Source organism: Leisingera sp. ANG-M7 (assembly GCF_000813965.1).
Classification (GTDB): Bacteria; Pseudomonadota; Alphaproteobacteria; order Rhodobacterales; family Rhodobacteraceae; genus Leisingera.
The window spans coordinates 1-13,261 of the sequence record NZ_JWLI01000005.1 but is presented as its reverse complement, the minus strand read 5'-3'; the positions used below and the strand labels follow the sequence as shown (position 1 = coordinate 13,261).

Genomic DNA, 13,261 nt, shown 5'->3' with positions numbered 1-13,261 from the left:
TACAGTTATTATTTCATGCCTTCTTGAGGATTATACAGATCACTTGCGGTATGCGATACTCTTTCAGAACTGGGAGACTGGAATGACGCAAGACCGTTTCAACCGTGGCATGCAGGTACGGCGCATGGTGCTGGGCGACGCCCATGTGGACCGGGCGGAGGCCGCCAAGACCGCGCTGGACCAGCCGTTTCAGGAACTGATCACCGAGGCCGCCTGGGGCAAGGTCTGGGCCTCGGACCGGATCAGCTTGCGGGAACGCTCGATGCTGACACTGGCGCTGCTGGCGGCAACCGGCAATTTTGACGAGATCCCGATGCATATCCGCGCCACCGCCCGCACCGGCGCCAGCCGGGAGGACGTGCTGGAAGCCTTCCAGCATGTGGCGATCTATGCCGGTGTGCCGCGGGCCAACCGTGCGCTGAAAATGGCCAAACAGACATATGCCGAAATGGAGAGCGAGGGAGGGGAAACCGCATGACCAAGCCGCCGCAGCCCGGGGAGTTCTATCAGAGGGACCGCCGCTGGCACCCCCCTGCCCTGTCGCAGGATTACAAGACCTCGGTCACCCGCTCGCCGCAGTTTCCGCTGATCAGCCTGGAGAATACCGCCAGCGAGATCACCGGGCCGGTGTTCGGCCATAACGACATCAATACCACCGACAATGACCTGCTGTCGAATTTTGCCCAGCCCGGCCAAAGCCCGATCGGCGAGCGCATCATCCTGCATGGCCGGGTCCTGGATGAAAACGCGCGGCCGATGCCGAATACGCTGGTGGAAATCTGGCAGGCCAATGCCTCCGGCCGCTACCGGCACAAGAAAGACACCTACCTGGGGGCGCTGGACCCGAGTTTCGGTGGCTGCGGCCGGACGCTGACGGATGAGAACGGCTGCTACCACTTCCGCACCGTGAAGCCCGGCGCCTATCCCTGGCGCAACTGGGTGAACGACTGGCGGCCCGCGCATATCCATGTCTCGGTTTTTGGCAGCGGCTTTGCCCAGCGGCTGATAACCCAGCTCTATTTCGAGGGCGATCCATTGATTGCGCGCTGTCCGATTGTGAACACCATTCCGGACCCGGAAGCGGTGGAGATGCTGGTGGCGCGGCTCGACATGAACGCCACCATTCCGCTGGACACCATCGCCTACCGCTTTGATATTGTGCTGCGCGGGCGGCGGTCCACCCTGTTTGAGAACCGGCTGGAGGGGAATTGATGCGCCAGAAGCTGGAGTACCTTAAAGAAACCCCGTCGCAGACCGCCGGACCTTACGTCCATATCGGCCTGGCCCCCGGCGCCGCAGGGTTTGAGATCTACGATCAGGAGCTTGGCTGGGACATTGCCGGGTCCAACGCAAGGGGCGAACGCATCCGGGTCGAAGGCGTGATCATCGACGGTACCGGCTCTCCGGTCAAGGACGTGCTGCTGGAGGCCTGGCAAGCCAATGCGGACGGCGTCTATGCCCACCCGGAGCACACAGGAGTGGTGGAGGACGGATTTCGCGGCTGGGGCCGGGTGATCACCGACTTTGAGACCGGCGAATGGGGCTTTGACACTGTGAAGCCCGGGCCGGTGACTGGCCGGGACGGCCAGATGATGGCGCCCCATATCAACCTGTGGATCGTGGCGCGCGGCATCAACGTGGGGCTGAATACACGGATCTACTTTGAGGATGAGGCTGCGTCCAACGCCGCCGACCCGGTGCTGAATTTGATAGAGTGGGAGCGCCGCCGCGCCACCCTGATCGCCAATCGAGAGCTGCGGGACGGACTAACCGTCTACCGGTTCGACATCCGCCTGCAAGGCGAGGATGAAACCGTGTTTTTCGACATCTGAAGGGGAATCCCATGAGCAAACCCTGCATCATCTGTGTTGCCATCACCGGCTCGGTCCCGACCAAGGAAAACAACCCGGCGGTGCCGGTCACTATCGAAGAACAGATCGAAAGCACGCATGAAGCGTTTGAGGCCGGCGCCTCGATTGCTCATTGCCATGTGCGGAACGACGACCAGACACCGACCTCGGACCCGGAAAGGTTCGCACGGCTGATGGAAGGTTTGCAGAACCACTGCCCTGGCATGATCATCCAGCTCTCGACCGGCGGCCGCTCCGGTGCGGGCCGCGAACGCGGCGGCATGTTGCCGCTGCGCCCCGACATGGCGTCGCTTTCGGTGGGCTCCAACAATTTCCCCACCAGAGTATATGAGAACCCCCCGGACCTGGTGGACTGGCTGGCATCGGAGATGCGCACCTACGACGTGAAGCCGGAGATCGAGGCCTTTGACCTGTCGCATATCCACCAGGCGGTGAAGATGAACCGCGAAGGGCGTATTCCCGGCACACTCTATGTTCAGTTCGTCATGGGGGTGAAGAACGCTACGCCGGTGGATAAGGACGTGTTTGACTATTACGTCAAAACCATGCAGCGGCTGGCACCTGAGGCCCAGTGGTGCGGTGCCGGCGTCGGGCCGGGGCAGATCCTGGTCAACGAGTGGTCCATCGCCGCGGGCGGCCATACCCGCACCGGGCTGGAGGACAACATGCGGCTGGACCGGAACACTCTGGCGCCCTCCAACGCGGCGCTGGTGAAACGCGCGGCAAAGCTGTGTGAAAAATACGAACGCCCGGTCGCCACCTGGCAGCAGGCCCGCGAGATCCTGGAGCTGCGCCCGGCCTGAAGGCGCCTGCTTCGGGCCGCAGGCCCGAAGCCATGCCCAAGGCCGCCAGGAAGCCCGTCAGGGCAGCCGCGGGCGCGGGAGCACGCCCGCCTCCCCCGCCGGATGGTTCACCCCTCGCCGGACAGATCCTTGAGGATCGGGCAGTCCGGGCGGCTGTCGCCCGCGCAGCTGTTGACCAGCTCGCCAAGCGTGTCGTGCATCGCCTGAAGATCTGCGATCTTCTCCTCGATCTTGGCCAGATGCTCCTGCGCCAGCTGTTTCACATCGGCGCTGGCGCGGCTTTCATCCTCGTAAAGCGCCATCAGCGTGCGGCAGTCCTCGATGGTGAAGCCCAGCGCCCGGGCGCGGCCCAAAAACGCCAGCTTGTGCAGGTCGGTCTCGGCAAAGCAGCGGTAGCCATTGGCGCTGCGGTGCGGTTTGATCAGGCCGATGTCCTCATAATAGCGGATCGTCTTGGCGGGCAGGCCCGAGCGGCTGGATACGTCCCCGATGTTCATGCGCGCGCCTCCTGCTTGCCGGCATCCTTGGCCGCAGATGCGGCCTGCTCCTCATCTATGGCAGGTTTAAGGCGGCGCAAGCGCAGGGCATTGGACAGCACAAACACGCTCGACAGCGCCATCGCACCCGCGGCCAATGCCGGCGACAGCAGCGGCCCGCCAAAGGGATAGAGCACCCCGGCGGCCACCGGGATCAGCAGCACGTTATAGCCAAAGGCCCAGCCCAGGTTCTGGCGGATGTTGCGCATGGTGGCGCGGCTGACGGTCAGCGCATTGACCACCCCGCGCAGATCGCCGGACACCAGCACCACATCTGCCGCCTCGATGGCGACGTCGGTGCCGGTGCCAATGGCGATGCCGGCATCCGCCGCTGCCAGCGCCGGCGCGTCATTGATGCCATCGCCGACAAAAGCCAGCGCGCCATGCTCCGCCTGCAGTTCCTGAAGCGTCTTGACCTTGTCCGCAGGCAGGCATTCGGCTTTCACCGCGTCAATGCCCAGCCGCCTGGCAATCGCTTGCGCCGTCGCGGCTGCATCGCCGGTGATCATCGCCACCTTCAGCCCCTGATCATGAAACGCCTTGATCGCCGCAGGGGTGCCCGGCTTGATCGGGTCGGCCACCGCGATCACCGCCGCCGCCTGCCCGTCAATGGCTGCGAACAGCGGAGTTTCACCGCGTTCCGCCAGCCTTTCGCCTTCCGCCTCCAGCGCGCCAAGCGCAATGCCTTCGCGCACCATCAGCCGGGCCGCGCCCACCAGAACCTCGCGCCCCTCGGCCTCTGCCCGCAGGCCATAGCCCGGGATCGCCTCAAAGGCGTCCGCCTTGGGCAGCCCCTTGCCGGCCGCTGCCGTGATGGCGCGGGCAATGGGATGTTCGGACTGCGCCTCAGCCGCACCGGCCAGGCGCAGGACCTCCTCGCGGGTGAAGCCGTCAGCGCAGATCAGCTCAGTCAGCGCCGGGCGGCCTTCGGTCAGGGTGCCGGTCTTGTCGAGCGCCACCACCTTGATCTCCTGCAGCCGCTGCAGCGCGTCGCCCTTGCGGAACAGCACCCCCATCTGGGCGGCGCGGCCGATGCCCACCATGATCGAGGTCGGCGTGGCCAGCCCCATCGCGCAGGGGCAGGCGATGATCAGCACCGAGACACCAGCCACCAGCGCCAGAGGCAGCGACGGTGCCGGGCCGAACAACGACCAGACCAGCACCGTAAGCGCCGCAACCGCGATGACCGCGGGCACGAACCAGAGGGTTATCCGGTCGACCAGCCCCTGCACCGGCAGCTTGGCGCCCTGCGCCTGCTCCACCATGCGGATGATCTGCGCCAGCACGGTGTCGCGCCCCACACGGGTTGCGCGGAATTCCAGCGCGGCGTTGCCGTTGATGGTGCCCGCTGTCACCTCATCGCCGCGGGACTTGGCGACCGGTACCGGCTCGCCTGAAATCATGCTTTCGTCGACGTAGGAACTGCCGGTGGTGATCTCGCCATCCACCGCGATCCGCTCGCCCGGACGGACCCGGACCAGGTCGCCGGTGCCAATCTCCTCCACCTGGGTTTCGATCGCCTCACCGCCGGAGACCACCATGGCAGTCTTGGGCTGTAATCCCGCCAGTTTGCGGATCGCGGCGCCGGTGCGGCCCTTGGCACGGGCCTCCAGGAAACGGCCCGTGAGGATCAGCACCACGATGACCGCCGCGGCCTCGTAATAGACATTGGCGGTGCCTGCGGGCAGCAGCCGGGGTGCGAAGGTGGAAATAACCGAGAAGCCGTAGGCCGCGGCAGTGCCCAGAGCCACCAGCGCGTTCATGTCAGGTGCACCCCGGAACAGCGCCGGGAAGCCCTTGGCATAGAACTGCCGCCCCGGCCCCGCCAGCACCGCGGTGGTCAGGGCAAACTGCAGCAAGTAGCTGTTCTGCATGCCGATATTCGCCGCCACCCAGTGGTGCAGTGCCGGCACCATGTGGCCGCCCATCTCGATCAGGAACACCGGCAGGGTCAGCAGCGCGGCGATCAGTACCTGACGGCCAAGTGCGGAAATTTCATCCGCCTTGCGCTGGCTGGCCTGTTCCGCCTCATCCTCCGCCGCGCCGCTGAGACGAGCCGGATAGCCGGCCTCCGTCACCGTGCGGGCCAGATCCGCAGCGCGGGCGGCACCGGTCAGATAGCGGATCTGCGCGGTCTCGTTTGCCAGGTTGACGCTCGCCGACAGCACCCCCGGCACCGCCAGAAGCGCCTTTTCCACCCGGCCCACGCAGGAAGCGCAGCTCATGCCGCTGATCACCAGCGCAGCCTGCGTTTCCGCGGCCGGATAGCCGGCAGCGGCCAGGGCGCCGGTCAGGTCGGTCAACGCCACATCCTGGGCGGCCTCCACCTGGCCGGTGGCGCTGGCAAGATTGACGGAGGCCGACTGGACCCCCTCCACTGCCGCCAGCGCGCGTTCTGCCCGGCCTGCGCAGCCAGCACAGCTGAGGTTGGTGATATGCAGGGAAATTCGGGTTGTGTCTGCCATAGGGATTCCGCCGGTTTTGCGCCTTTGACAATGGATATGAGGGTTCCAGTCAGGGGAAGGTCAAGAGGTCCACCCGAAATTCCTTCCCAAAACTGGAACCCTGAGGGCAAACTGCTGGAAACCGAGGATTTTTCATTGCGCCTGGATGGCGCGGACCGCGGCTCAGCTGTCGCTTTCGGGGCAAAGTCCAGGGTGCCTCCCCTGTTAGGGTGCCGAGGCAGTGCTTGCGCGTGCCGGTGCGCAAATGTAACGCTGGGTCATTCCGGCCCGCGGCGTAGTCGTCGGCACAGCATTCACCCCGGACCCGCCAAATGGCGGCCCGGTCCCGCAGATAAGAACGAAGGACCAGTCACATGATCAAGACCCGCGCTGCCGTTGCGGTTGCCCCCGGCAAACCGCTGGAAATCATGGAAGTGAACCTGGAAGGCCCGAAGGCGGGCGAGGTTCTGGTGGAAATCAAGGCAACCGGCCTGTGCCACACCGACGAATTCACCCGCTCCGGCGACGACCCGGAAGGCATCTTTCCGGCGATCCTAGGCCATGAGGGTGCAGGCGTTGTGATCGAGGTCGGCGAAGGAGTCACCAGCCTGAAGCCGGGTGACCACGTGATCCCGCTTTACACGCCGGAATGCCGCGAGTGCGAGTACTGCCTCAACCCCAAGACCAACCTGTGCCAAGCAATCCGTTCGACCCAAGGCCAAGGCCTGCTGCCAGACGGCTCCACCCGCTTCTCGATGCTGGACGGCACCCCGATCCACCACTACATGGGCTGCTCGACCTTCGCCAACCACACCGTCGTGCCGGAAATCGCACTGGCGAAAATCCGTGAAGACGCGCCTTTTGACAAGGTCTGCTACATCGGCTGCGGCGTCACCACAGGCATTGGTGCTGTGATAAACACCGCCAAGGTGGAAATCGGCTCGCGCGCAGTGGTCTTCGGCCTCGGCGGCATCGGCCTGAACGTGATCCAGGGCCTGCGGCTGGCCGGGGCTGACCAGATTGTCGGCGTCGACCTGAACCCGGGCAAAGTTGAAATGGCCGAGAAGTTCGGCATGACCGATTTCGTGAACCCGGCCGAGATCGAGGGCGATCTGGTGGCACATCTGGTCGAGCTGACCGGCGGCGGCGCCGACTACACCTTTGACGCCACCGGCAATGTGAACGTGATGCGCACAGCGCTGGAATGCGCGCACAAAGGCTGGGGTGAATCGATCATCATCGGCGTGGCGCCTGCCGGTGCCGAGATTTCCACCCGCCCGTTCCAACTGGTCACCGGCCGCAGCTGGCGCGGCACCGCGTTCGGCGGCGCATCGGGCCGCACCGACGTGCCGAAAATTGTCGACTGGTACATGGACGGCAAAATCGAGATTGACCCGATGATCACCCACAAGCTGACGCTGGACCAGATCAATGAAGGCTTCGAGCTGATGCACGAAGGCAAGTCGATCCGCGCCGTGGTTGAATTCTGATCCCGGGATTCATGTGAAACAGATGAAACGCAGGCCTCCGGGCCTGCGTTTTCGCGCATAGGTTGTCAGCTGACAATCAGCTTTCGGTGGTCGCTTCCACTGCGTCCAGCCGGACATCATAGCCCCAAAGCGTGCGCAGGTGTTTCAGCACCTCTTCCTGGTCGTCCTCGTCCAGGTGGATGCCATCGCGCACGGTGTGGGTCAGCTTCAGCTCCCGGTCGCCGCGCAGGTCAGCATCCGTGACCTGAATGTCCGGTTCCAGATAGGCGAGGTCATACTGTTTCGCCAAGTCACGGCGTATCGCCTTGTATCCGGCCCGGTTGTGGATCTGGCTGACCACCAGATTGGGCAGCTCCGCGTCATTGGTCAGGGTGAACAGCTTGAACTTGCGGATCAGGTTCGGCGACAGAAACTGCTGGATGAAACTTTCGTCGCGATAGTTCGCCCAGGCATCCCGCAGCACCCCGCGCCAGTCCGGATTGCCGGCGAAATCCGGGAACCACTCGCGGTCCTCGTCGGTCGGGTCCTGGCAGATGCGGCGGATGTCCTGCATCATCGCAAAGCCCAGCGCATAGGGGTTGATGCCCGAATAACGCGGATCGTCATATTCCGGCTGCATCACCACATTGGTGTGGCTGTGCAGCATTTCCATATAGGCGCCTTGGGTGATCTGGCCCTGCTCATGGAGCTTGTTGATGATGTAGTAGTGCACGAAGGTCGCACAGCCCTCGTTCATCACCTTGGTCTGTTTTTGCGGGTACAGGTATTGCGCCAGCATCCGCACGATACGTAGGATCTCGCATTGCCATGGTTCCAGCACTGGGCTGTGCTTTTCCAGGAAATACAGGATATTCTCCTGAGGCAGGTTCATCAGCTTGCGCCGCGCACTGTAGTCGGCGTCCTCGGTCAGCTCCAGCTTGTCCCGGCCCAGGGTCGAATCCGTCCAGACGTCCAGCACGCTCTGGCCGCTTTCATAGCCTTCGCGCACCTTCTGCATCGCCACCAGTTCCTCGTTGGTGGGCTTGGGCGGGCGGCCATAGCGGAACACACCCTGCGACTGCATGGCATGGGCGGCGTCCAGAACCTCTTCCACCGCCATCGGGCCGTATCGCTCCTCGCAGGCGGCGATGTAATTCTTGGCGAACGCCAGATAGTCGTGGATGCCCGCCGCATCGGTCCATTGCTGGAACAGGTAGTTGTTCTTGAAGAAATGGTTATGGCCGAACGCCGCGTGAGCCATCACCAGCGTCTGCATCGCCATGGTGTTTTCTTCCATGTTGTAGCTGATGCAGGGGTTGGAGTTGATGACGATCTCATAGGCCAGGCCCTGTCGGCCGGTCCGGTACAGTGCCTCGTCGCGGGCGAAATGCTTGCCGAAGGACCAGTGCTGATACATCAGCGGCAGGCCGACGCAGGAATAGGCATCCAGCATCTGCTCGGCCGAGATGATCTCGATCTGGTTCGGGTAGACATCCAGCCCAAGATCTTCGAGCGCGATCTTCTCGATCGCGTCGCGCGCCTTCTCCATGAGTTCGAAGGTCCATTCCGGCCCGTAGAACAGCGGCTCGCGCGCCGTTTCAGCTGCCTGCATTCTGCACCCCTTTCACCTTGGGGAGGAAGAACTCCCGGAAAATCGGATAGATGTGGCCCGGCTGCGAAACCCGCTGCATCTCGAAATGCTGCGCCTGGCTCTTCACTTCGCGGTAGTTCTGCCACAGGTCTTCGCCTGCTTCGGGGTTGTTGAGCAGCATCTCCGCCGCCTCATCGACGATCTCCACATAGGCGTAGAACTGGCTCACCGGCAGCAGGTCATTCAGCAACAGGTTCTTGCAGCGCACCGAGTCATTGCCGAAGTTCTCCCCGTCCGAGGCCTGGGCGCCGTAGATGTTCCACTCATCCGGCGGATAGCGTTCCTCGATGATCTCCTTCATCTTCTCCAGCGCGGTCGACACGATGGTGCCGCCGGTTTCACGGGCATAGAAGAAGGTTTCCTCATCGACCTCCTGGGCGTGGTGGGTGTGGCGCACGAACACCAGTTCGGTGTGCTCATAGCAGCGTTCCAGGAATAGATGCAGAAGCAGGAAGAAGCGTTTGGCCAGGTCCTTCTCGCGCTCTTGCATGGAGCCGGAGACATCCATCAGGCAGAACACCACGGCACGGGAATTGCGGATTTTTTCCGGCACAAAGGTGTCATAGCGCAGATCCAGCGGGTCGATGTAGCCGACCACCTTGCGCTTGCGGATGATGCCCTCCAGCCGCTTTTTCAGCGCCTCCAGGAAATCCTCCTGCGGCGGGGTGCGCTCATCCAGCGCCTCCAGCTCAGAGATCTGTTCTTCCAATTCGCGCTGGGATTTGGTGGTGGGGCGCTGCAGGGCGATGCGGCGGCCCAGCGAATTGCGCATGGTGCGCACCAGGTTCAGGTTGTTTGGCGTGCCCGCAGTGGTCAGACCCGCGCGGCGGGTGCCAATGGTTTCGGTTTCCACCGTCGCCTTTTCCACCAGATCCGGAAGTTCAAGCCCCTCAAACAGGATTTCCAGGTACTCTTCCTGGGTCAGGGTGAAAGAAAACTCGTCCTCGCCATCACCGTCCTCAGACGCTTGGCGGCCGCCCTGCCCGGCACCGCCCTGCGGCCGTTTGATGGTGTCGCCGACAACAAAATCCTTGTTGCCTGGCAGCACATGGCGGCGCATGCCGCCCTTGGAGGAATGAAAGAACCGCGGCTCCTTCAATCCCCGGGTCGGGATGGTGACCTTTTCGCCTTCATCCGGGACACCGCTTCCGTTTTGGATCGACTTCCCCCGGACCGACTGGTCGACGCGCTCCTTAATGTTCTCACGGGCCCGCCGCAGGAACCGCTGGCGGTTCCCTAGGCTCTTGCCCTTTGGATTGGCGCGCCTGTCGATGAAATGATGCATGTTGCACAGCGCTCCTCTTTAGCCCGCCTTGTTGACCCGCATGTACCATTCGACCAGACGCCGCACCTGGCGATCGGTATAGCCATGGCCGCGCATCCGCTCGACGAACTCCTGATGCTTGCCTTCGGTCTTGCTGTCTTTCTTGGACCCGAAGGAGATTACCGGCAGCAGTTCCTCAACCTGGCTGAACATGTGCTTCTCGATCACATCGCGCAGCTTCTCATAGGAGTTCCAGGCCGGGTTCTTGCCGGTATTTGCGCGGTGGCGCAGAGCGAACTTGACCACCTCGTTGCGGAAGTCCTTGGGATTGGCGATGCCGACCGGCTTCTCGATCTTGCTAAGCTCGGCATCCAGAACCTCGCGGTTGTAGAGCTGGCCGGTATCAGGATCTTTATAATCCTGCTCCTCGATCCAGGCATCGGCATAGGAGATGTAACGGTCAAAGACGTTCTGGCCGTATTCTGTATAACTTTCGAGGTACGCCTTCTGGATTTCGTTGCCGATGAACTCCTCATAACGGGGGGCAAGTTCGGTCTTTATGAACTCCAGATATTTTTGCTCTGTCTCCTGCGGAAACTGCTCGCGTTTGATCATCTGCTCCAGCACATACATCAGATGCACCGGGTCCGCTGCCACCTCGTTGGTGTCGAAGTTGAAGGTGGTCGACAGCACCTTGAAGGCGAAGCGGGTGGAAATACCATTCATCCCCTCATCCACGCCGGCGCGGTCCTGATACTCTTGCACCGTCTTCGCCTTGGGGTCGGTGTCCTTCAGGCTTTCGCCGTCATAGACCCGCATCTTGGAGTAGAGGTTGGAATTCTCATGCGGCTTCAGGCGCGTCAGCACCGAGAAGCGGCTGAGGATCTTCAGCGTTTCAGGTGCGCATGGGGCCTCCCGCAGTTCGCTGTACTCGATCAGCTTTTCATAGATCGAAGTTTCATCCGAAACCCGCAGGCAATAAGGCACCTTGACGATCGACACCCTGTCGATGAACGCCTCGTTGTTCTTGTTGTTCTTGAAAGACTGCCATTCTGACTCATTGGAATGCGCCAGGATCAGGCCATTGAACGGGATCGCGCCAAAGCTTTCGGTTCCCATGTAGTTGCCTTCCTGGGTCGCCGTCAGCAGCGGGTGCAGCATCTTGATCGGCGCCTTGAACATCTCGACAAATTCCAGAATGCCCTGGGTCGCCCGGTTCAACCCGCCGGAGAAGCTATAGGCGTCCGGATTGTCCTGGCTGAAATGTTCCAGCTGCCGGATGTCGACTTTGCCGACGAGGGTCGAGATATCCTGATTGTTCTCATCGCCCGGCTCCACTTTGGCCACACAGATCCGGCGCAGGCGCGACGGATACAACCGGACAACCGAGAACTTGTTGATATCGCCATCAAATTCATCCAGCCGCTGCACCGCCCAAGGCGACATCAGACCCGGCAGGCGATGCTGCGCAATACCGTATTCTTCTTCCAAAACCTTGCCCATGCGGACAGGGTCGAACAGCCCCAGCGGGCTTTCGAAAATCGGTGATATCTGGTCACCAGCTTTCAGCACAAAAATCGGCTGATCCTCAACCAAGCGTTTCAGACGCTCCGCCAAAGAGGACTTGCCGCCGCCAACGGGGCCCAGCAGGTAGAGGATCTGCTTGCGTTCCTCCAGCCCCTGAGCGGCGTGGCGGAAGTATCCGACGATCCGCTCAATTGTATCTTCCATACCGAAGAAATCGTGGAAGGCGCTGTAGCGTTTGATTGTCCGGTTCTGAAAGATCGGCCCGAGCCGTACGTCCTTGGACGTGTCCACCAGCTCCTCTTCGCCAATTGCCTTCAGCATCCTCTCGGCGACGTTTGCGTACAGGCTTGGATCGTCGCGGCAGGCGTTCAAATACTCCTGCAACGGCATTTCCTGCTCGCGCGTTTCGCCGTACTGCTCTGCAAAAAGTTCGGCAATGTCTTTCATCTTGGATCAAGCCTCCTGGTTAACTCGCGCCGTTCCTCCTGGCGTTTAAGATCGCGCACGGACAGAGAGTGCCCAGCGCGTGGGCATGGATGTCCGCGTTAGTGTTGAGTTCTGATTTCTGCTCGGCGCCGCTTCTGGCGGTGTTACGTCCGGCTGGCCGCTCTTGGCGGCGGCCTGCGCCCGGAATCCAGGGCTATCGGCGTCGTATTACTTACTCTCGAGCTTACACCAATTACGAACTTCTTACTATCTGAAAGTGGTGTACTTTTAATTAATTGCCAGAAAGTTTTGCGGGAAATTATCTTCACATCACAGCGATCACTGTTGGTACACAACCTTTTTGCAGCGCGGCATTTGGGAGATTTTTACATCGACATCTCCTTCAGAAACCCGCTTCAGAAAGAAGGTACCCCCAGCCCGCTCCCCTCCCCCCGGACTATTCTGACAAGGCGTTCACGTCTCCCCACAGCATCGCCTCCGCAAGTAAAAGCAACCGAGGCCGCATCACACAAGCGTGAAAAACCTTAGAGAATCTGCGGCAGTCAGGACACGGTCAGTGATAAAATGTCCTCAAATGCGCAGCACAAATACTGGACAGACCTGGAAAGATTGTCACATTGTGGCCTCAAAATAGCCGCAAAAGACGGCAGCTGGGCAAAAACACAGGCAACGAAACCACACGCCGACGGCCGGACTCCGGGCCGCGGCGCTTATAGATGGGCAGTAAGTTTATGAGCACGGTCGCATATATCACCCGCGACATGGCGGGCACTACACAGCATGGAAATTTTTCAGAGGGAACACCAGCAAGCCTTGATGCGTCTCATTCCAAGGACATCTCGCTGAACCTCAGGCCTGCTGATGTTGAGAGTTACTCCAGGCAGGGAAACAACCTTCATATCATACTGGCAAACGGCCAGGAGCTGGTGCTGGAGAACTATTACTCCTTCGGCACCGGGGGCAGCAAAAACCTGTTCCTTAGCCAGGAAGGCGAGTTCATGGAAGTCGTGCTGGAGGACAAATCCGGCGGCATGCTGTTTGCCACCTACGAGCCGCTCGATCTGGCCGGCAAGTGGAGCGCCTATGACGACATGGTCTTTCTGGACGTCGACCGGATCGAACCAGTGGTTGCGCCGCTGGCTGCTCCATTGTTCGGTGGCCTTGGCGCGGCCGGCGCTGCAGCAGGTGTGGCTGGCGCCGCAGCCATTGTTGGCGGCGGTGGTGGCGGCGGCGCCAGCCACACCTGCTG

11 protein-coding genes are annotated in these 13,261 nt (G+C 61.7%); 6 read left to right on the top strand and 5 right to left on the bottom strand.

The genetic code is table 11. The annotated features are described in order from the left end of the window. Positions 1 to 82 precede the first annotated feature (82 nt). Genes pcaC through RA26_RS05500 form a run of 4 tightly spaced genes read left to right on the top strand, consistent with a single transcriptional unit; the run spans position 83 to position 2,674 of the window. Positions 83 to 478: a 4-carboxymuconolactone decarboxylase gene (pcaC, locus tag RA26_RS05515; RefSeq protein WP_039181116.1), complete on the top strand. Its 396-nt coding sequence runs from the start codon at positions 83 to 85 to the stop codon at positions 476 to 478. Next, positions 475 to 1,212: a protocatechuate 3,4-dioxygenase subunit beta gene (gene pcaH, locus RA26_RS05510; protein WP_039181113.1), complete on the top strand. Its 738-nt coding sequence runs from the start codon at positions 475 to 477 to the stop codon at positions 1,210 to 1,212. Before pcaC ends, pcaH begins: the two co-directional genes overlap by 4 nt. Then, positions 1,212 to 1,832, top strand: a complete 621-nt coding sequence (pcaG, locus tag RA26_RS05505) for a protocatechuate 3,4-dioxygenase subunit alpha (protein ID WP_039181110.1) — start codon at positions 1,212 to 1,214, stop codon at positions 1,830 to 1,832. The genes pcaH and pcaG overlap by 1 nt, the downstream gene beginning before the upstream one ends. 11 nt (positions 1,833 to 1,843) lie before the next feature. After that, entirely contained in the window at positions 1,844 to 2,674 is an 831-nt protein-coding gene (locus RA26_RS05500) for a 3-keto-5-aminohexanoate cleavage protein (protein WP_039181107.1), read from the top strand. Between the two features lie 107 nt (positions 2,675 to 2,781). Here the strand turns inward: RA26_RS05500 and cueR are convergent, their stop codons facing one another. Together cueR and RA26_RS05490 are read right to left on the bottom strand one after the other, a co-directional pair. Further along, positions 2,782 to 3,171, bottom strand: coding sequence for a Cu(I)-responsive transcriptional regulator (cueR, locus tag RA26_RS05495; RefSeq protein WP_039181103.1), 390 nt, complete (start codon positions 3,169 to 3,171; stop codon positions 2,782 to 2,784). Next, positions 3,168 to 5,675 carry a heavy metal translocating P-type ATPase gene (locus tag RA26_RS05490; protein ID WP_039181100.1) on the bottom strand — a complete coding sequence of 836 codons (2,508 nt, stop codon included), beginning with the start codon at positions 5,673 to 5,675 and terminating at the stop codon, positions 3,168 to 3,170. The genes cueR and RA26_RS05490 overlap by 4 nt, the downstream gene beginning before the upstream one ends. 356 nt (positions 5,676 to 6,031) lie before the next feature. Here RA26_RS05490 and RA26_RS05485 point away from each other — a divergent pair, with 356 nt between their 5' ends. Continuing rightward, a complete protein-coding gene (locus tag RA26_RS05485) occupies positions 6,032 to 7,144 on the top strand; it encodes an S-(hydroxymethyl)glutathione dehydrogenase/class III alcohol dehydrogenase (protein ID WP_039182017.1) in 1,113 nt (370 codons plus the stop codon). A gap of 76 nt (positions 7,145 to 7,220) precedes the next feature. Here the strand turns inward: RA26_RS05485 and RA26_RS05480 are convergent, their stop codons facing one another. Genes RA26_RS05480 through RA26_RS05470 form a run of 3 tightly spaced genes read right to left on the bottom strand, consistent with a single transcriptional unit; the run spans position 7,221 to position 12,012 of the window. Beyond that, on the bottom strand, positions 7,221 to 8,735 hold the full coding sequence (locus tag RA26_RS05480) for a SpoVR family protein (protein WP_039181097.1): 1,515 nt from the start codon (positions 8,733 to 8,735) through the stop codon (positions 7,221 to 7,223). After that, positions 8,722 to 10,059, bottom strand: coding sequence for a YeaH/YhbH family protein (locus RA26_RS05475; RefSeq protein ID WP_039181094.1), 1,338 nt, complete (start codon positions 10,057 to 10,059; stop codon positions 8,722 to 8,724). The genes RA26_RS05480 and RA26_RS05475 overlap by 14 nt, the downstream gene beginning before the upstream one ends. Before the next feature lie 18 nt (positions 10,060 to 10,077). Beyond that, complete coding sequence (locus RA26_RS05470) at positions 10,078 to 12,012, bottom strand: PrkA family serine protein kinase (protein ID WP_039181091.1); 1,935 nt, start codon at positions 12,010 to 12,012, stop codon at positions 10,078 to 10,080. A gap of 731 nt (positions 12,013 to 12,743) precedes the next feature. Here RA26_RS05470 and RA26_RS05465 point away from each other — a divergent pair. Then, positions 12,744 to 13,261: BapA/Bap/LapF family prefix-like domain-containing protein (locus tag RA26_RS05465; RefSeq protein ID WP_039181088.1), on the top strand; the 518-nt coding region annotated here is incomplete at its 3' end.